General features: G+C 52.0%; 20 protein-coding genes and 1 pseudogene. 7 read left to right on the top strand and 14 right to left on the bottom strand.

Annotation, left to right across the window (positions count from 1 at the left end):
• Nucleotides 1–71: 71 nt before the first annotated feature.
• A complete protein-coding gene (ompA, locus tag ABIE10_RS06440; protein ID WP_047414154.1) occupies nt 72–1,130 on the bottom strand; it encodes a porin OmpA in 1,059 nt (352 codons plus the stop codon).
• A 357-nt stretch (nt 1,131–1,487) separates the two neighbouring features.
• Nucleotides 1,488–1,997, bottom strand: a complete 510-nt coding sequence (gene sulA, locus ABIE10_RS06435) for an SOS-induced cell division inhibitor SulA (RefSeq protein WP_032931135.1) — start codon at nt 1,995–1,997, stop codon at nt 1,488–1,490.
• A 216-nt stretch (nt 1,998–2,213) separates the two neighbouring features.
• Between sulA and ABIE10_RS06430 the strand changes: the two genes are divergently transcribed.
• The gene (locus ABIE10_RS06430; protein WP_047501141.1) at nt 2,214–2,828 is read left to right on the top strand and encodes a TfoX/Sxy family DNA transformation protein; all 615 of its coding nucleotides are present in this window, start codon (nt 2,214–2,216) and stop codon (nt 2,826–2,828) included.
• Here the strand turns inward: ABIE10_RS06430 and yccS are convergent.
• Both yccS and ABIE10_RS06420 read right to left on the bottom strand, forming a co-directional pair.
• The gene (gene yccS, locus ABIE10_RS06425; RefSeq protein ID WP_429155075.1) at nt 2,806–4,959 is read right to left on the bottom strand and encodes a YccS family putative transporter; all 2,154 of its coding nucleotides are present in this window, start codon (nt 4,957–4,959) and stop codon (nt 2,806–2,808) included. The genes ABIE10_RS06430 and yccS overlap by 23 nt on opposite strands.
• An 18-nt stretch (nt 4,960–4,977) precedes the next feature.
• On the bottom strand, nt 4,978–5,424 hold the full coding sequence (locus ABIE10_RS06420) for a YccF domain-containing protein (protein WP_429155073.1): 447 nt from the start codon (nt 5,422–5,424) through the stop codon (nt 4,978–4,980).
• 125 nt (nt 5,425–5,549) lie between these two features.
• On the opposite strand from ABIE10_RS06420, the gene helD reads away from it, so the two are divergent.
• Nucleotides 5,550–7,604 (top strand): DNA helicase IV, encoded by a 2,055-nt coding sequence (gene helD / locus ABIE10_RS06415; protein ID WP_103766105.1) that lies wholly within the window; start codon nt 5,550–5,552, stop codon nt 7,602–7,604.
• Nucleotides 7,605–7,636: 32 nt separating this feature from the next.
• Here the strand turns inward: helD and mgsA are convergent, their stop codons facing one another.
• Nucleotides 7,637–8,095: a methylglyoxal synthase gene (gene mgsA, locus ABIE10_RS06410; RefSeq protein WP_016152487.1), complete on the bottom strand. Its 459-nt coding sequence runs from the start codon at nt 8,093–8,095 to the stop codon at nt 7,637–7,639.
• 93 nt (nt 8,096–8,188) lie between these two features.
• Entirely contained in the window at nt 8,189–8,851 is a 663-nt protein-coding gene (csgI, locus tag ABIE10_RS06405; protein ID WP_016152488.1) for a curli synthesis inhibitor, read from the bottom strand.
• 171 nt (nt 8,852–9,022) lie between these two features.
• Here csgI and ABIE10_RS06400 point away from each other — a divergent pair, with 171 nt between their 5' ends.
• Nucleotides 9,023–9,436 (top strand): CoA-binding protein, encoded by a 414-nt coding sequence (locus ABIE10_RS06400; RefSeq protein WP_016152489.1) that lies wholly within the window; start codon nt 9,023–9,025, stop codon nt 9,434–9,436.
• A gap of 67 nt (nt 9,437–9,503) precedes the next feature.
• Here the strand turns inward: ABIE10_RS06400 and hspQ are convergent, their stop codons facing one another.
• Entirely contained in the window at nt 9,504–9,821 is a 318-nt protein-coding gene (gene hspQ, locus ABIE10_RS06395) for a heat shock protein HspQ (RefSeq protein WP_016152490.1), read from the bottom strand.
• Between the two features lie 57 nt (nt 9,822–9,878).
• On the bottom strand, nt 9,879–11,090 hold the full coding sequence (rlmI, locus tag ABIE10_RS06390) for a 23S rRNA (cytosine(1962)-C(5))-methyltransferase RlmI (protein ID WP_049283229.1): 1,212 nt from the start codon (nt 11,088–11,090) through the stop codon (nt 9,879–9,881).
• 113 nt (nt 11,091–11,203) lie between these two features.
• Between rlmI and ABIE10_RS06385 the strand changes: the two are divergent.
• Both ABIE10_RS06385 and yccX read left to right on the top strand, forming a co-directional pair.
• Nucleotides 11,204–11,350, top strand: a pseudogene (locus ABIE10_RS06385) (AraC family transcriptional regulator); the annotation flags it as partial.
• A gap of 34 nt (nt 11,351–11,384) precedes the next feature.
• Complete coding sequence (gene yccX / locus ABIE10_RS06380) at nt 11,385–11,666, top strand: acylphosphatase (RefSeq protein WP_016152492.1); 282 nt, start codon at nt 11,385–11,387, stop codon at nt 11,664–11,666.
• On the opposite strand, the gene tusE is transcribed toward yccX, so the two are convergent.
• The 6 genes from tusE to ABIE10_RS06350 form a co-directional block, all read right to left on the bottom strand.
• Complete coding sequence (gene tusE / locus ABIE10_RS06375) at nt 11,663–11,992, bottom strand: sulfurtransferase TusE (protein ID WP_016152493.1); 330 nt, start codon at nt 11,990–11,992, stop codon at nt 11,663–11,665. The two genes, yccX and tusE, sit on opposite strands and share 4 nt — an antisense overlap.
• A gap of 69 nt (nt 11,993–12,061) precedes the next feature.
• Entirely contained in the window at nt 12,062–12,613 is a 552-nt protein-coding gene (locus ABIE10_RS06370; RefSeq protein WP_279265089.1) for a LuxR C-terminal-related transcriptional regulator, read from the bottom strand.
• 10 nt (nt 12,614–12,623) lie between these two features.
• Nucleotides 12,624–13,781, bottom strand: coding sequence for a CfaE/CblD family pilus tip adhesin (locus ABIE10_RS06365; protein ID WP_279265088.1), 1,158 nt, complete (start codon nt 13,779–13,781; stop codon nt 12,624–12,626).
• Nucleotide 13,782: 1 nt separating this feature from the next.
• Nucleotides 13,783–16,500, bottom strand: coding sequence for a TcfC E-set like domain-containing protein (locus tag ABIE10_RS06360; RefSeq protein ID WP_279265087.1), 2,718 nt, complete (start codon nt 16,498–16,500; stop codon nt 13,783–13,785).
• 72 nt (nt 16,501–16,572) lie between these two features.
• A complete protein-coding gene (locus tag ABIE10_RS06355) occupies nt 16,573–17,079 on the bottom strand; it encodes a CS1 type fimbrial major subunit (RefSeq protein ID WP_016152497.1) in 507 nt (168 codons plus the stop codon).
• A 74-nt stretch (nt 17,080–17,153) separates the two neighbouring features.
• Nucleotides 17,154–17,897 carry a fimbrial protein gene (locus ABIE10_RS06350; RefSeq protein WP_047359363.1) on the bottom strand — a complete coding sequence of 248 codons (744 nt, stop codon included), beginning with the start codon at nt 17,895–17,897 and terminating at the stop codon, nt 17,154–17,156.
• Nucleotides 17,898–18,205: 308 nt separating this feature from the next.
• On the opposite strand from ABIE10_RS06350, the gene ABIE10_RS06345 reads away from it, so the two are divergent.
• On the top strand, nt 18,206–18,961 hold the full coding sequence (locus tag ABIE10_RS06345; RefSeq protein WP_049042089.1) for a winged helix-turn-helix domain-containing protein: 756 nt from the start codon (nt 18,206–18,208) through the stop codon (nt 18,959–18,961).
• Nucleotides 18,958–19,434 (top strand): hypothetical protein, encoded by a 477-nt coding sequence (locus ABIE10_RS06340; RefSeq protein WP_429155068.1) that lies wholly within the window; start codon nt 18,958–18,960, stop codon nt 19,432–19,434. The genes ABIE10_RS06345 and ABIE10_RS06340 overlap by 4 nt, the downstream gene beginning before the upstream one ends.
• Nucleotides 19,435–19,468 lie beyond the last annotated feature (34 nt).

Here is a 19,468-nt window from a genome sequence, read left to right as displayed (position 1 = left end):
ACAGGCGTGCTTTGATTGATAAAAAGTGAAAAAAAACCCCGCAAAGCGGGGTTTTTTTATAAGACGATAACTTAAGCCTGAGGCTGAGTTACAACGTCTTTGATACCTTTAACTTCGATCTCAACACGACGATCCGGAGCCAGGCAGTCGATCAGTGCAGCGCGAGCTTTCACGTTGTCACAGGTGTTGCCAGTAACCGGGTTGGATTCGCCCATGCCACGTGCAGAGATTTTGTCAGAAGGAATACCTTTAGAGATCAGGTAATCAACAACGGACTGAGCACGTTTCTCGGACAGACCCTGGTTGTAAGCGTCAGAACCGATGCGGTCAGTGAAGCCCAGAACCACTACGGAACCGTCTTTCGGATCCAGGTTGCTCAGCTGGCTGTACATCTGATCCAGAGCCTGCTGGCCTTCTGGTTTCAGAGTTGCTTTGTTGAAGTTGAACAGAACGTCAGACTTCAGAGTGAAGTGTTTGGTCTGTACTTCTGGAGCCGGAGCCGGAGCAACAACTACTGGAGCTGCTTCTTCCTGCTGACCGAAACGGTAGGAAACACCAACGCTCAACAGACCGTTATCCGGACGACCGCCAACGGTGTTCGCGTCACCGATGTTGTTGGTCCACTGGTATTCCAGACGGGTAGCGATTTCAGGAGTAATTGCATACTCTACGCCACCTGCGAATACTGGGGAAACACCAGTGTCGTGGTCTTTGAAGCCTTGGTTGTTTTTAGCGTCTGCACGCCAAACCATACCACCCAGACGGGTATAAACGTCCAGATCGTCAGTGATTGGGTAACCCAGTTTAGCGGTCAGCTGAACGCCCTGAGCTTTGAAAGCGCCATTATTGTGGGTAGCATCGGTGGCGCCTTTGTACGGCATACGACCTAACCAGTCGTAACCCATTTCGAAACCAACGTACGGGTTAACCTGATAACCACCGAACGCACCAGCACCCAGTTGGCTTTCGTGGGTAGGACCGGAGTTGTTGATCTGGTTGTTACCAATATCATGGTACTGAGACCAGCCCAGTTTAGCACCAGTGTACCAGGTGTTATCTTTCGGAGCGGCCTGCGCCACGGTAGCGAAACCAGCCAGTGCCACTGCAATTGCGATAGCTGTCTTTTTCATTTTTTGCGCCTCGTTATCATCCAAAATTCGCCATGAATATCTCCGAAGAGAGATAACACGGTTAAATCCTTCACCCGGGGACCAGTTCAATAGTTACTCTACCGATATCTGCGGCTTATGCCGAGCACCCCTGGCGATGTAAAGTCTACAACGTAGTTGAAAACTTACAAGTGTGAAGTCCGTCAGGCATATGAAAAAAAAAGGCTTGTGTACACATTATTTAACATTTATAGATGAATAAATGTACTGAGGATTTCCTGAAAACCGCTTCAGACAGGCCTTCAGCCGGAAAACGCGTTACAACTCAATGGCAAATTAAAACATGAAAAAAAATTCCAGGATAATTCCTAATTTTACTCAATGATACAAATTCGAGTGAATTTTTAGCCCGGAATGCTGTCTCCCCGCAAGTGTCTGAGCGCGAACAGGACGCATGATAAATCCCATCGCATTACCTTCATCTGCCGCTTTTACCAGCTCGGCATGTTCATCTTCGGTTAATTCTTCCGTCAACCAGCCGATGACGACGCTGTAGTTACCCGTGCGCAGCGCACGAACCATCGATTCCAGCGTATTGCAGGGGGAGAGCTGGCTGATTTGCATGACTTTGGTCAATGGAAGCCCGGCCGACTGCACCCACTCACGGCTTAATTTTTGCTGAGGCGTCAGCCACAGCTGCCAGCGTGATTGTTGCCCTAACTGTTGCAGCAGGGGAAGCAGCAGGAGCTGCGTCATCATGGGCTGGTCCTCGCGATAGACCACTTCACTGATAAGCCCAGCGGTAGCGTTCTCTGCTGAAACGCGCGCAATGCTGCTCGATGCGGAAGAGAACGACGAAGAACGATTTGCATAACCTGAAGTGTACATAATCAATCCAGCCCTGTGAGTTACTGTATGGATATACAGTAACCCCGCCATCAATAAAGATCAACCTTATTTTCGGAAACAGGTTCGCAATTTTTAGTCATCATCACGGGAAAAATAAAATTCATCTTGCCCCATACGCATAAGTTGCCTATTTTCGTCATTAACGGATCTGCTACTGCAAATTATTTGCTTACGTTATGATTTAAAAGGATTTTTATGAAAGAAAAGTCTTATGCAAGAATCTATAAATCACAAGAATATCTGGCTTCTCTGGGAACAATTCACTACCGCTCACTGTTTGGCAGCTATAGTCTGACGGTTGGTGATACGGTCTTTGCCATGGTTGCCAGCGGTGAGTTATATCTTCGCGCCTGTGAGCAGAGCGCCCAGTACTGTGTAAAAAATTCTCCTGTCTGGCTAACATTTATCAAGCGCGGGCGTCCGGTTGTACTCAATTATTACCAGGTGAACGATACCCTGTGGCAGAACCAGCAGCAGTTAGTGTCGCTATCACAATTTTCACTCGATGCAGCCGTTAAGGAAAAACAGAGTCGCTTTGCACAACATCGCCTGCGGGAATTACCGAATATGACGTTTCATCTCGAGACCTTGCTAAATGAAGCAGGAATTAAGGATGAGGGGACATTGCGATCGCTGGGAGCTCAGATGTGCTGGTTGAAACTTCGGCAAAATAACCCTGCCTTAACGGTAAAAATACTCTATGCCCTTGAAGGGGCGGTTGACGGGGTGCATGAAGCCGCGCTCCCGGCGACGCGTCGCCAGGAGCTGGTGGAGTGGGTGAGTTCTCTTACGCCGGAACCGGGGTATTAGATGGCAGCGCAGCAATTTGTTGCTGTAATCGCCGAATCTCCGGGAGCAGGGCAATCAGTAACCCAACTTGCTGTACGACCAGCGGCTCTTTACTGTCCGGACGTGGCTCGAGATGCTGAATTCGCTGCTTCAGATCTTCCAGTGCCTGGTATACGCGCTGCTCATCAGCAGGTTGATGGTGAAGCGCATCATCTACATAGCAGACGGCATCATCCAGCAATGCCAGGACGTCAGGATTGGTTAACTGCTCGCGATGTGCGCCGAGGGCGGAAATATAGCTGGTAAACGTATGGTTAAGACACAGCAAGCGGAACGCCGTTTCGCGTGTTTGGGCCGTGACATCCGGTTCACTCGACATGTTCGACACCACCGAAGCAAGTTCCGCATCACGATTGTGCGCGTCACGGCGGGCGATACGGTATGCCAGACGATTATCACGCCCCTGATGATATTGTTCGAGAATAGCATCAAGATAACGACAGTTAGCGTCAGTGGCCCGTTCAATCACTCGCGGCAGATTCCGAAAACGCCAGTCTGGCCAGACAAAACTGACAGCAGCCCAGGCGATGGCACAGCCGATCAACGTATCGATGACGCGCGGAAGTGCAACTTCAAAACCTTCACCGAGCAGGTTAAAGCACAGCAGCACCAGCAGCGTGATAAACATGGTGGCATGCGCGTACTGGACGTTACGAAAGGCAAAAAACAACACGCCGGTAATCACCAGAAGTATCAATTGCCCTTCGAGAGAAGGTACAAACCACAGGATCGGTAACCCAATGGCGATCCCGACTAATGTGCCGATAATCCTTAGTGCCAGACGATGTCGGGTGGCGTTGTAGTTTGGCTGGCAGACAAACAGACTGGTCAACAGGATCCAGTACCCGTGGTTCATTCCGGTTATCTGGATAATGGCATAGCCGACGCAGAGCACCAGCGACATGCGAACAGCATGACGAAACAGGGCGGATTCAGGCGTGAAATTACGGCTCAGACGCAACCAGATATCACTGAACCCATGCGGGCTGTCATCGGCAAGCTGATTTTCAGACTCATTGCGCGAAAGTACCTGAGCCTGTTCGGACTCAATGGTAGCCAACTGGGCATCAATGGCCCGCAGGTTTGACAGCAAAAATCCTAACGTGTTGAGCAGATCGGCAGGCTCACCACTCGCGCGCATGCGCTCAAGTGCAGCATCAATATGGGTGAAGACGCGCTCAAAGTGCGGATCGTGCTGATAAGGCGTGCGTAATAAAATACAGCGAGACAGTTGCGAACACGCTTGCCCCTGCATCGACATCAGGCGCTGGAAGCGGAACATCACGTCGCTGTGGCGGAAATGGTCGCGCAGCGTTTGATATTGAATATGCGAGGAGCTTGCGCGTTCGTGAATATCCTGCGCCACAAAATAGTAATGTAGCGTGCGACGTGTTCCTCGCTGTCCGCGGTCGCCGCGCAGGCGGGTCAGCAGTGACACCTTTGTCTGGTTTAGAGTCGCCATCAGTTGCCCATTCGCAAGAGCTAGATCATACAACGGCGCCTGGCTTTCATCTTCTATGTCGGGATCAAAAAGACGCGATTTCAGTTCCAGATAGTGCGCTAACTGTTCATAGCTACGCGCCAGATTGTCCTGCAACGGGCGAATAGGGAACAGAAGATGTCCGGTCAGGGTTAACAGGTTGTACCAAATGGCGCCCGCGAGCAGCAGGATTGGCTGCTGATACCACTGATCGTAAAGCGAGGTGCCGAGCATCGTGTAAATGGCGATCAGCAACGCGCCAAAGGCGATGGTTGCATAGCGCTGCCCTAATCCCCCCAGCAGTATAAAGCCGCTGGTGGAGAGCGTTAACCCAAGGGCAAACAGCCATGGCCATGGGAAGAGCAGTTCGACCGAGGCCGAGGCAATGAAAAAGCACACCAGCGTGATGATCAAATTGCGCAGGCGACCTGCAAGACGATCGTCCAGGTCAGTAAGCGCGGCTGCGACCATACCCAGCGTGAGCGGGATGGTCAGCTTAACGTCACCCAGCCACCAGGGCAGCGCTGTTGTGCCGCAAAGCGCGATAAAAATCCGCACGTAGTACAGCCAGGTGCTGTTCCAGGTATAGCGTTTGAGCAGAGGACTTAACATAAAGGCCATCGGTCCTGATTATTCGAAGCGACGACGCGCGTTGGCTTCACGCGCTGCGCGAGCAACTTCAACTGACACTACCCGGCGACCCACCGGCCACAGTGCAATCGCCGCGATTTTGAAATTCGCAATGCCAACCGGGATACCAATAATCGTAATACACTGGGCAATACCGGAGACAATGTGCATCAGGCACAACCACCAGCCGAAGAAAATCAGCCAGAAAATATTGAGCATGGTGCCTCCGGTATTCAACAGGACGTTTTTGCCCGCTGGATTAAGCTCATCGACATGAATCGCTTCGTTACCGTAGGGAAACAGCGAGAGTCGGGTAATTTCCCAGCATGAACGGGTCAGGGGGAGAGTAAAAATCAGCACAATACTGACCAGCGTAGCCAGTAACCAGGCTAAGGTGGTGGCGAATCCCCCGAGCACAAAATTTAAAATATTCAGAACAGTACGCATAAACCCTCGGTTAACTCTGGTTTTCTGTGAATTCGGCAATTGTAACGTTTTTTTGGGCTGGAGCACGTTTTCTCTGGCGGTTACACTGATAAGCAAACCTCTTCGTGTGGATCCGCTTGAGTCTTATGGAACTGAAAGCAACTTCTCTTGGAAAACGTCTGGCACAACACCCTTACGATCGGGCCGTTATTCTCAATGCCGGGATTAAGGTTTCCGGCGATCGTCACGAGTATCTTATTCCCTTCAATCAGTTACTGGCTATTCATTGTAAACGCGGCCTGGTATGGGGTGAGCTGGAGTTTGTGCTCCCGGATGATAAGGTGGTTCGTCTTCACGGCACTGAATGGGCTGAAACCCAGCGCTTCCATCACCATTTGAATTCGCTCTGGCAGCAGTGGAGTCAGGAAATGAGCGACGTCGCTGCGGGAGTTTTACAGCAGCAGTTGGAGGCGATCGCCACCCGCACCAGTGAGAATAAATGGCTGACGCGCGAACAGACGTCAGGACTACAGCAGCAGATCCGCCGCGCCTTTGCCGCATTGCCGCTCCCGATCAACCGGCTGGAAGAATTTGAAAATTGCCGTGAGGCGTTACGTCAATGTCAGGCATGGTTGAAGGACATTGAAGCTTGTCGCTTACAGCACAACCAGGCGTATACCGATGCCATGCTGGAAGAACATGCCGATTTTTTCCAGCAAATTGAGTCCTCGCCGCTGAATCCGGCCCAGGCGCGGGCGGTGGTGAACGGGGAACAATCATTACTGGTTCTTGCGGGGGCCGGAAGCGGCAAAACATCCGTATTGGTCGCCCGTGCGGGCTGGCTACTTGCGCGAGGGGAAGCGGCGGCCGAACAAATCCTGCTGCTGGCGTTTGGACGCAAAGCGGCCCAGGAGATGGACGATCGCATCCGTGAACGTCTGCATACGGAAGAAGTCACCGCGAGGACGTTTCATTCACTGGCGTTGCACATTATTTCGCAGGGGAGCAAAAAAGTCCCGACGGTTAGCAAGCTGGAAAATGATGTTGCCGCGCGCAGCAAACTTTTTATCACGACCTGGCGTCAGCAGTGCAGTGAGAAAAAGGCACAGGCCAAAGGCTGGCGGCAATGGTTAGAAGAAGAGATGCAGTGGTCTGTACCCGAAGGTAACTTCTGGGATGACGAAAAATTACAGCGCCGGCTGGCTTCCCGGCTGGATCGTTGGGTTAGCCTGATGCGTATGCATGGCGGAGCGCAGGCGGAGATGATCGCCAATGCTCCGGAGGAGATTCGCGATCTTTTCAGTAAACGCATTAAGCTGATGTCTCCCCTGCTCAAGGCCTGGAAGGGCGCCCTGAAGGATGAGAATGCCGTCGATTTTTCCGGGTTGATTCATCAGGCCATTGTCATTCTGGAAAAAGGCCGGTTTATCAGTCCGTGGAAACACATTCTGGTCGACGAATTTCAGGACATTTCTCCTCAGCGAGCCGCCCTGTTAGCCGCACTGCGCAAGCAAAACTCACAGACTACACTGTTCGCCGTAGGGGATGACTGGCAGGCAATTTACCGGTTTAGCGGAGCACAGCTTTCGTTGACCACCGCATTCCAGCAAAACTTCGGCGAGGGCGACCGTTGTAATCTGGATACGACTTACCGTTTTAATAGCCGCATTGGTGAAGTCGCAAACCAGTTTATCCAGCAAAACCCTCATCAGCTTACGAAACCGCTCAACAGTCTGATGGCAGGCGATAAAAAAGCCGTCACGTTGCTCGATGAAAGCCAGCTGGATCTGCTGCTTGATAAGCTGTCGGGATTTGTGAAGGCAGAAGAGAGAATTCTGGTGTTGGCGCGATACCATCACCTGAAACCTGCCAGTCTGGAGAAAGCAGCTACCCGTTGGCCTAAGCTACAGCTGGATTTCATGACTATCCATGCCAGTAAAGGACAGCAGGCAGATTACGTTATTGTTGTGGGGCTTCATGATGGGAATGATGGTTTTCCCGCCCCGGCCCGCGAGTCGATTATGGAAGAGGCGTTGCTTCCGGCGGTGGAGGATTTCCCGGATGCTGAAGAGAGACGCTTGCTGTATGTGGCGCTAACGCGGGCACGGCATCGGGTATGGCTGCTGTTTAATAAAGAAACACCGTCGTGCTTTGTTGATGAGCTTAAACAACTGGATGTTCCGGTAGCAAGAAAACCCTGAATAGCAGGCGGCAATTGCCGCCTGCCCGGCGTTTATTTGAGGCGCTCTGCCAGATAGCGGGCGTAATCTGGGATCAAGATGTCCGTTGCATCGTTGAAGTTTGGCGACTGGATAATAAAATCGGCGGTCGACACGTTGGTGGCAACCGGAATGTTCCATACCGTCGCCAGACGCAGCAGGGCTTTGACATCAGGATCGTGAGGTACGGCGTTCAGCGGGTCCCAGAAGAAAATCAGCACATCAATTTTCCCTTCTGAAATCAGCGCGCCCACCTGCTGGTCACCCCCCATCGGACCGCTCAGCATGGCGTTGACGTCCATTCCCGTTGCGCGTTGGATTAAGTTTCCCGTTGTTCCTGTGGCGTACAGAACGTGCTTTTCCAGCAACGGCTGGTGGCGTTCCACCCAGCTCATCAACATCTTTTTACAGTGATCGTGTGCAACCAGCGCAATATGTTTACGCGCTGGCAATGTGCGAGTTGTTAATTCCATAGTACAGCTCCCAAGTTAACCTGGTTACAGAGTACTGGAAGCTCTTGACGCTGCAAGAGAAAGACAAAAAAAATGCGTATGCGAACATAAATGTCATGAAGGAGGCTGTTTCTGAGCCCATTGCAAAAAGTTACTTCGCGTTTGTGCGTCGGCCTGTTGGTACCAATATTTTAAGCGCTGTTCGGTCAGCGTTTGCGACTGAGGCGGCACGCGATCCAGTTCAGATACCCCGGAAAGCAGCGAGCTGTCATCGGCCATCATCGTAGCAAACTGCGGTAATGACGCATGTTTAGCCGCTTTGTTATAGCGTTCAGTTTCCATTTCATAATTCACGATTTTCGCTGTGGATGTGATTGACAGAATATCCAGCTTGACGGGGATAGGCATGGAGTCCCCATCCAGCAATTCCACGCGTGGAGCGTCATCAAAATGCGCGGTGTCCCGCTCATTGTTCAGACGCGGGAGGTGAAAATTAACCTGGCTGACGAGTTGGGTATCAAAGCTGATGACCAGCGGAGGCGAAATATACAGACGTTCTTCGTGGCTGGACAAGCGAATGGTTTTTTCTACGCGAAATACGAGCTGGTGGCGACCATTTTCCAGCTCGATACTGTCGGCGCCACGCAGTAATGAGCTGGAAACTTTTTTTCCGTCCAGCACCAAAAGGTCAATATCATTAGACAGGCGTAATGAGGTAGCAAAAACGGTTACCGGCAAACACAGGGCAATTAAGGCTGTCACAATGCCGGCTTTCATAGGTTTCTCCTGTCCAGAAAATAGCTGCAAACATGTATCTAAATTTTTCGATAATCACGTTTACTAACATATAGACATATTTTTGAGTTTAGCTCTCATACGCCAGTATGGGATGAATGGTTGCGGGGGCAGGTTTGTCGTACACTTTGTTAAACAGCCTGGAGGAACACGATGAAAGAGACCGATATTGCTGGCATTTTGACATCTACCCGTACGATTGCACTGGTTGGCGCAAGCGATAAACCCGATCGCCCAAGCTATCGCGTGATGAAGTATTTACTCGATCAGGGCTATCACGTTATTCCCGTTTCACCGAAGGTTGCCGGAAAAATGCTACTGGGGCAGCAGGGCTATGCAACGCTGGCGGATGTGCCAGAGAAAGTGGATATGGTCGATGTCTTCCGTAATTCTGAAGCGGCGTGGGGCGTCGCTCAGGAGGCTATCGCCATTGGCGCGAAGACGCTATGGATGCAGCTTGGCGTAATTAACGAGCAGGCGGCCGTGCTGGCGCGTGATGCGGGGCTGACGGTGGTGATGGATCGTTGCCCGGCGATTGAGATCCCGCGACTGGGACTGGCGAAGTAAAGTTTGACTGTCGCCGGATGAAACGTACAGGCCCGATAAGCGAAGCGCCATCGGGCCTGTGTTATTATCAATTACGCAGGCGTGGAGCCTGAAGCTGTTTACGGATTGTGCGCGCCAGTTCATCCATTGACGGTTGCTCCGGATGTTCTTCCTGTAGCTCGCTACTCAGTTGCGCTTCGGCCAGATACGTATGCACTGGCAGACCATTATCGTCTTCCATCACCACGTGATACCAGGGAGCGGCGCGAAGTTCGCTGTTAACCGCCAACTCATCGGCTGACGGCTCATCAAGCGAATATTCCGGGTCGATATCCACGACCACTCCGAGGTAACCTAACAGGGAATGGCGGACCTGCTGGCCGATACCGAATTTGCTGGCAATCATAGTCACCTCCCGGGAAATAGATACCCTCTATGTAAGGGTAATATTCCACTTTTCAAGTTACATGATGCGACAGGCAAACCCTTTCAGATACAGCCCTTCCGGGTAGGTAGCGATCACCGGATGATCGGCGGCCTGACGGAACTGCTCTATAAATTGTACATCACGACCAGCATCTATTGCGGCATCAGCGATGATTTTCTGAAATAAATCGGTCGTCATCAGCCCGGAGCAGGAAAATGTCAGCAGTACGCCGCCTGGGTTTAGCAACTGAATAGCCAGCATATTGATGTCCTTATAACCGCGGCAGGCGCCCATCAACTGGCTTTTGTTTTCGACAAATTTCGGCGGATCCATCACGATGACATCAAATTTCTCACCGCGATCGCGATAGGCGCGCAGCAGTTTGAACACGTCATCACGCACGAACTCGGCTTTACTCAGATCCAGTTTGTTCAGTTCCACGTTCTGGCGGGCAATATCCAGTGCTTCCTGAGAGGTGTCGACGCTGACCACCTGACGGCATCCGCCCATTAATGCTGAGACCGCAAAGCCGCCGGTATAGGAGAAGCAGTTCAGGACACGCTGGTTTTCCACATAACGACGCGTCGCCAGGCGGCTATCGCGTTGATCGAGGTAATAGCCGGTTTTGTGACCGTGCTGAATATCAACCAGCAGCTTCATCCCGTGCTCTTCGATAGGCAGCAGAGCAGGCGGCAGTTCGCCCGTGACGGGCCCTTGGGTCAGCGCCATACCTTCTTTTTTACGCACGGCCACATCGCTACGGTCATAAATAGCGCAGTCCGGGAAAACAATTTGCAGAGCACTAATCAGCGCGGCGCGTTGGTATTCAGCACCCGCGCTGAGCAACTGCAATACCAGGAAGTTGCCGAAGCGGTCAATAGTGACACCCGGCAGGCCGTCGGATTCTCCGGCGATCAGACGGTAGCTGTCCAGACCGTCCTTTTTCGCCAGCCAGTCACGCCATGTCAGCGCCTTCTGCAGACGACGGGTAAAGAAATCAATGTCGATGGATTCAGACTTATCGAAGGTCCAGACGCGCGCACGGATCTGCGACGCCGGAGAGAACGCACCGCGCGCTATCCATTTCCCCTGGTGGTCAACAATATCAACGGTTTCACCGAGGTTGGCTTTACCTTCCATACGTGCGACAGCACCGGAAAATACCCATGGATGGCGGCGAAGTAATGATTTTTCGCGCCCCTTGGCTAACACTAAACGAGGATAATGTGGAATTGTAGATTCAGTCATGCGGAGCAACCTCTCACAAACAGTGACGCGGGTTGGATGAAAGTACCAACCTGAAACCATTAAAATAAAATGGCGCGTAGAGTAGCACAGATGATGAGGTCAATCATCAGCGTCTGGCGCTACTGCATGATGGTATGGCGGGGCCTCTGCTTATCGAGCGACGGTTTAATCTCACTGAACAGGTGCGACAACTTATTCAGTTATCCCCTGCTAATCTATGGACAGATCAGGAGATTGCCGGTCATCTGTCCATCGGTACCTGTTCTTTCATTTATGTTGATAAGGAGAACCGCAATGTCGAAAGTCTGCATCATTGCCTGGGTCTATGGCCGGGTTCAGGGGGTAGGATTTCGCTACACCACCCAGCATGAGGCGCAACGGCTGGGGTTGACCGGTTATGCGAAGAATATGGATGACGGCAGCGTAGAAGTTGTCGCCTGTGGTGAAAGCGAGCGGGTGGAACAACTGATGAAGTGGTTGAAAGCCGGAGGACCGCGCAGCGCCAGGGTTGATCGGGTTCTCAGCGAACCGCACCGCCCTGGCGACGAGCTAAAGGGATTTAGTATCCGCTATTAAATACATTTCACCGGTTTCGGCAGGCCGGCAATTTTAGTTGCCTGCTTAGCTGGGCCTTTCGGAAACAGGCGATAGAGATAACGGCTGTTGCCTTTTTCTTCGCCAAACTTGTTGGCCATCGCTTTTACCAGCATGCGGATTGCGGGGGAGGTATTAAACTCCAGATAAAACTCGCGAACGAAACGCACCACTTCCCAGTGTTCGGGGGAGAGAACGATACCTTCGTTTTCGGCGATTTTCTCCGCCAGCGGCTCGCTCCATTGCGTGGTGTCTTTCAGATAGCCTTCGCTATCGGTCTCAATTTCATGGCCTGCAAAAATGAACATAGTGCTCTGTCGATAAAGTAAAAACCGCCCTTAGTTTAGCAAATAAGGGGCGGCGTGAGAAACCTCGACCTACAGAAGAAGCTGTAGCAGATTGTTGGCATTAAGCTTCTTCAGCGCGTTGCATTTATACGTCGAAACCTGTTTTTCGCTAATTTGCGTCATATGCGCAACATGTTTTACCGATTGACCGTTAACCAGCCTGTCGAGAACATTGAACTCCATGCCAGTCAGGCAGCAATTCAGACTGCGTACCCGACGGGGCTCTTTAGCAAGCAGATACGCCGCATCCACGACGGCAATTCTGTCATCAATGATATGTAAGGTCAGCGTGGCAAAACGCTTTCGTAAATGCGTGGCCAGTGCCCAACCTTTTTCATTGCACACCAGATAAACCGTTCCCTCCCAGCGCCTGGCCTCCAGTTGAAGCAGAATGTGGACCAGCGCCAGATGCGTCCTCGCGACGGAAAAGCGGCAACGCACAACGAGGGTGTCGCAGGCTAACAGCGAACGGTGCCACTGTAACGCGCCACTCTCAACTTGAGTGTGAGCGTTACGGCGCAGAAGAGCGTAGCGCAACCCTTCGGCATAAAAACGATTATTATCAAGAATGACGTAATTCACGGCGGCCTCTTTATAACGTACTGGGTGTGTAGATGATGCGTAGCGTGCCGGTGTAATCCCCGGCGTTTTTACTGCTGGCTGCAAACGCAGGGGTTTTCAAAACAATAGGGGCAGGTACGCACAGTACGCTCTCACGTCCGCCGGGCAGGACGACCTGACGCAGATGCTGCGGATCGTTGGTGCCTTGCCATACCAGGGTTTTACCGTTGGCGACGGTTTCGGTTGCGCCCGTGACGGGATTAGTGACGAAAACCTGATAGTCGAGACGATCCCGCGCATCGGTCTGACTTCCGCCGCGTCGCCGGATTGAAAATGCCTCTTCAGCACGGTCCGTTGAGGGGAGTCCGTCATCCTCAAACCGAAGATAAGTACGGGTGCTGGTACTGTTTTTGCCGTCGTACAGGCACATATCCAGCGTGTTTTCACCCTGGATTTCACTGCCACCCGGCCGCCCCGGGAAGTTGGTCAGGTTGAGGTTAACGATAGGCGTTGAGTGCGGAAATGCCGGCAGATAAATCTGCTGATTACCCGGATCGACAACCTCAATGCGCATCGTGGCCTGCCAGCTAGCAATGGCGCGATAGCCTGGACATCCGGTATTGGGGTCAGCGAAGTTCCCGCCGCAGTTGCCACTATCCCATTCACGAAGGTTCTGCCTCAGCGTTGCGGTCCAGATACCCGGCAGAGCGAGCTTTTCCAGTTCGCTTTTCACGATATAGAAATCGAAGTAGGGTTCTCTGGTCCAGTTTGCAACAATCTCTGTCCCTCCCGTGATAAAACTGGGATAGGTAAAGACTTTATTATTGAAAAACATGTAGTGGTCGCCATAGACCTTAAGATCCACCGTTTTGCTGGTAAGGGCATGCGTAAAACGTAAATTGATGGCATAAGGTGTCCCCGGGTTCGCCGTGAACCAGGCCGGGGCGGTCATGCAGGCGCCAACTGCGGAGTCGGTACGGGACAGACACGTCAGAGTATTACGTCCCCACTTTTGCGGATCGGCGACATCATAGCCGCTCGGTTCATGAACCCAGATATCAAAGCGCGCGGGGGCGGCCATGCGATCGAAGCTGATATCGACGCTGGTGTTTCTTCCGGCAGGGGCCGCTGCCTGGGTCTGGCCCGCCCACAGGCTTAAAAAAAGTAAAATAATTAAGTGCTTGTTCACATCATTTCCCTTTTGTGACGTTGTCTGCATTCATGGCAGTTGGACCCGTTGGTACTGATCGTCCGGCGAGCATCAGCTGTGCCTGTTGCTGGACAGTATTCGGCAGGGCAGAGAAGGTTAATTCCCGGCAAGGGATCGACCCGACGTAACGCACGACGTCGCGCATAGTCTTTACATTCAGCTCGCACTGATAAAACTGCTGCTGACGCACCAGGTAGAGGTTATGCAGCAGAGCGTCGCTTTGAGCGCTAAACCCGCCGTTGCCAAGGTCGCTCCAGCCGTTAACGTTCAGTGGCACGCCGCCGATAAACGGTGAATGTTGCTCGTCAGTTAACTGGCCGAGCCAGGTGTAGCTTGCCGTGGTTTGCACGTCCCGGCGGAGCAGTTTGCCAGGCACCATAAACAACGTTCTGCTGCCTGAACCTTGTGTGATTTCACTGCTGGCACCCCGCGAGACATCCAGCGATTCGTTAATCGTCAACGTAGTCTGCTGATAGCCCGGCACGGCGAAGAGGGCGCGGCTATTGCCTGGAATGTCTGCACTGCCGCCGTTATCCAGCGACACGACAATACTCGGATCCTGGGAATCTTCCGGTGTGGCAACGTTAACCGCGATGGCTGAAGCAGGACGTCCGTCGCTCCAGCGGCCCAGCCACAGACCAGAGCGCGACAGCGCAAGCGTGGAGTTGTAATTGCCGCTGCTGCTCAGGGTATGGCGCCGATCCTGACGATCCCAGGCATCGCTGACTGTCAGGCTCCCGTTGCCATATCGTCCGCCCTGGCGCGTGTAGGCAGAGGTATTGAGTGAATCGCTGTTAATACCTGATGCGCTCAGTCCATACTCATTTTCACCACGTGCGTCGGCATACCAGTTGTGCGCTACGTTATAGCTCAGCTGGTTTTTATCATGCTGCTGGTGCTGCCATGTCGCGCCCAGAGAGGTATAGCTTGTCGCATTGCCCTGACGGTTATGCGCCATTGACAGGCTCACGCTCAGGTAGCCGCCTTTATCCCTGCCTTCGCGTGAGTCATCGTTACGCATGAAAAGGTTAATACTGCTGTTGATGTTCAGACCGCGTGTGCTGAAAGCCGTACTCAAGCCACCCTGCCAGGCCCGCGTGCGTGAGCGGGTCATATAAACCGACTCCCAGGGCAAGCCTGCATCGTGGCGATCGTCACTGTCCGGGAGTTCCCGACGAGAAACGTATCGTCCTTCGTTGCGGTTATCCGAATATCCCAGGCTGGCGTACCAGGTGCCGACAGGAACGGAGAACATCACCGACAGGCTTCGGTAACAGCCATTTACGGCGTCATATCCCGCGCTTCGGGTATTGCAGTTTTCCGCTGATAACGCGTTGCGATAGAAGCTCAGTGAAAAACCGTCGTTATAGCTGATTTGCTGAATATTGCCGCGTTGTCCTTCGCTGCCGTAAAGGTAGCTAAACCGGGTCGAGAGTACGCCATCGATCGGACCCGCATTGAAACCACGACTCCAGTCGAGTGCATTTTCCAGAAAACGTTGGTTTTTCTTTATCGCTGCGCCACTGGTGAGTGCCAGCGTTGGAGTGACAGGTAGGCGGACACCCGCTTGAGCGACCGCGCTACGTTCATCGTTTTGATTGTTATTGTCGGTTTCGCCCGCCTGCAGGAACCACTCGACGCGGTCAAACGGCGTAATACCGGTGCGGGTAAACGGTATCTGCTCGGTACGTGTCAGCCGGTTATTTTCATAGACGGACAGCGTCACGGTATAGCTCCCGTCGGGGAACGATCGCGTGTCCAGGGTCTGAGCCCCGGCATTGAGATAAAAACTGGCCAGCAGCTGATTGCCCCGGCGGGCGTCAATACGCGCATCATGGGAAAGCAGCACGGTGATAGGGGTACCCTTTGACTGCTGAACCGGATTAATCCATGCCCTTGTCGAGCCTGTGCGCAGGCCGCGAATTTTGCCCAGCGGCAGTTGGCTGAGGTTGATATTCCCACCAGCATTACTGAACAGATCGCGGGTATCCATCTCGCCTAACTGAATATAGTACTGACGCCAGATATCCTGGCGAAACCAGGCATTGTTGACGGTTATTTCTTGTTGCTGCTGGTGCCTTGAACGCTGCCCCAGCCAGGTCCAGTCGAGATTAAAGTAGCCGTCCTGCGTCATGGCCAGCGCGCCATTGCCCTGAACGGTGGCTGACTGGTAATCCCTGTCGGCAACAAAATTGATATTCTGTTGATGGATCAACGCATTCTCAGTGCCCTGCGTAGGCTGATACCACTGGTTTTCTGTGGTCTGTTTAGGCAGAAATTTCTTGTCCAAAAACAGACTAATGCGCGCGTTATTCTCATCATAGATAATGGCCGCGCGATGGGTATCAATGTAATCACATCCCGTTGCGGAGCCATTGCTGCTGCACGCCAGGTTGCCGTTACGGGCAAGTGGAACGGCGAGAGCTGCAGACACGGTGGCAACGAGGGCAGGAGCGTCATTAAACTGACGTTTGATAGCCGCGACCACGGTTTCGGGTGCGACAAAACTGACCGATTCAAGTGTGATATCCGTTTCAAAAAGGCCAAGCGATTCGCCATAGAGGTTAACCTCTATCCACAGGCGCTGCGTTTTCGCCAGATCTTCGAACCCTGCCGGGACGGCCATCTCGGCGCAGGCGAGTTGGATGGATGCGGGTAATAAAGCAACTAAGAGGAGAGTATTTCTGTGAAACGCCATGACCAAGCCTCGACATCATCCTGACGTCAGAGGGTGGGCACCCTCTGACGTTATCCCTTATGTACTGTGGTGTTACGCACCGCCTTCCGTGGTCGTCGCCTGCGTCAGCATCAGGCTGACAACGCCGCTGTACTGACCGGTTTTCAGAATGCCTTTGGTGGTCTGAGAAATGGTCAGTGGCAGTACCGCTGAACCGTTTTCAATGCTGCCTGGGAACAGTTCAGTTCCGGTAAATTCGGCATCGGTGGTAGACAGTGTTTTATCACCCAGAATCACCGTCATCGGTACAGTCTCGTCGCCATCCATATTGGTGAGCTTAGCTGCGCTAACGAGGCGCACTTTGACATTGCTGGTGGCGGAGTTAGACCACACCTTGGTGTTCAGGCGGTAGCTTTCCAGCCCACGACCTGGCAGGTACTGCATGTCGATGCTGGCCGGCAGTGGCGTGTTATCGGCCTGAGTCATATCCAACTGTGAGTCAACGCTGGCGTTGACGGTAATATCTTTTTGAATCGCCAGCGCGCTAAAGGACGAGGCCATCGCGGCAACAATCATCAGAGGTTTAATATAGTTACGCATTGATATCTCCATATTTACAAATGAGCACCTTGGCTCTTTAAACAAACTACGTGGGTTTTTACTGTGCCGTCGTGTTATTGCACGACGGGTAAATCAGCTTCTTCAGCGGTTTTATTCACCCAGTTGAAGTAGCGGAACTTATATTTCTGACCCTGTTTCATAGTGAGCGTTTTTAATTTCCGTTCAGTGTCCGGATAAATCGTCGCGTCTTCTTTTATCCATTTACACGATGAAACAGCATCACAAATACCAATCTCTCTGAGCGGCACACGCAATGTGCCGTTGTTTTTTAACGTTCCCCGGCGAGGGTCAATCGACAGTGAAATTACGTTTTCTTCTGGAGCAATGTGGACCAGTGCGCCCCAGATCACATTGACACCTAATGTCGCCATTGCTGCAGGGGTTTCTGCCTTGCCCGGAATAATGCTGTCAGGTTGTTTTACCCCTTCAAAATAGACACGCCAGGTGGTCTCTTTTTTCGGCGGTATAAGCGATACCAGACGAACAACGCGCATAGCGCCTGCAGCCAGAGCAAATTTCTCGGGCGTAACCACCACGCCACCTTCTTTCCACGAAGCGACGTCAATTTCTTTTTCCTGGGCTGTTCCGGGATTAAGAATTTTCTTTTGCCTCACCCGAATGAACTGAATATCATCCGTTTTTGAAGCCACCTTAATTTGCGCCGCACCGGATCTGTCTACATTCAGCTCCATGGGATACACGCTCATATTGGCCATTGTCATTTCTGAGAAAAATGGCAATGACAGCGCGGCGACATAAAAGGCGGTTGTCATGCTCACTCTTTTTTTCTGTTTCACAATCAGTCTGCCTGCTCTGAGTTTAAAGGCGGCGCGTTAACACCAGGACACCGTCTGCTTTCGTATCGCTTCAGGGCAGGGAAACTTTAACCAGAACAGCGGTTTGTGAAAATTTGTATTAGTTAACTCGTTATATACAGTTTTTTATCCTGCTTTTCTGGCTTTAAGGTTGTATAGTTAAGCGAAAATACCGCGGCCAAGGATGGGAGGAAAATTCCTTCTGATGAAAAAATAAGCAGGTCAGGGGGCGGTTTTCATATCGACGTACCAGGGAATAAAAAGCATGCGGTAACAGCCGAGAATAAAAGATGTTTTTTATATGCAATAATTCGTTGTTATTTGATCCTGAAGCACATGCAATAAGTCTTGTTGGACAACCCGAGTCTGTATTAACACTTTCGGCGCCAGCCGTTCGTCTTTTACAGGAATTCATTAAACACCGAGGACGCGACTTAAGCCGGGAGGAATTGATCGCTCGCGTGTGGGAAGAATTTGGCTTTACGCCATCAGGAAATAATCTCAATAAAGCGGTAAGCGAACTGCGTAAAAGCTTCCAGTCTCTGGGAGAGGGGCACGAATTGATAGTCACTGTCCCGCGCTATGGTTTCCGTTTTGATGCTGATGTGATTTTTCAGCCTGGAGAGAAAATTCAAGCCGTTGATCCGCACCCCCCCTCAGCGCAACAAGACGTTCTGCCCCGGCGAGTATCCCTGAAAAAGTGGTTCCGAATAGGGGCATTGATTGCCGTGCCGTTGGGAGCGATCTTTTACGTTAGCCGTCCGCAGGAGATAACTGTTCCGGCGAAATTAAAGCCGGTCCAGGAAAAAATCGCGCGTTGTAGTATCTGGGTCATCGAAGATCATGGACGGCCGTTAGTGCTATCAAAATTAGCTGAGCGACTGGAGGCCAATGACGTGGCTTGCGAGCGCGAGGAGTATGCTATTTATTTTTTCAGCGCCCGTTTTTCGCTTGCAACTGCTGATGAACTGTTTATCGGGGCCTGCCCGGTCAATAAAACACGTCTGTGCAAGACCATTCGCTATAAAAACGGGGCTGGAAAATGAAAATAAGGCTTCTTTTTGGACTGGGCGGAGCCCTGGTCGGCGGCGCGGTGGCGCTGTTTTACTATTGCGGCGCGACGGGAAAAAGTGATGTGCTGGCCTGCAGCACTGAATTTAACTTTACGCGCAATGAAGGGAAAGCAAGTGAAGTGAAGGTAAATGCCCTTGCTCAGTTCTATTTTCATCGGGACGGTACAGGGTTGACCACCTATAAAGGTGCGGCAAGAGCTGGCGGGCAAAATTTTATCGTTGACAGGGATGTAGACTTTACGTGGGAGCAGCGGGACGATGACAACGTCATTGTATTGACCTACACCAAAACCTGGCTTCGCCACAGTGACAATACGCCGAATGCCCAATGGGGGAGCTTCGCCTATCCGACCTCACGCTACTACCTGACGATCTCTGAACTTTCACCTGCTGTGTGGCTTATTCAGGACCGGCGCTATCCTACCTATATCTGCCGGGGTCAATAAGGTATAAAAAAAGAGAATGCCATTGGCATTCTCT

Origin of the sequence: Citrobacter sp. 506, from assembly GCF_050434985.1 — a bacterium.
Lineage (GTDB): Bacteria > Pseudomonadota > Gammaproteobacteria > Enterobacterales > Enterobacteriaceae > Citrobacter > Citrobacter braakii.
The sequence above is the reverse complement of the archived record's forward strand: the minus strand, read 5'-3'. Positions and strand labels throughout refer to the sequence as shown.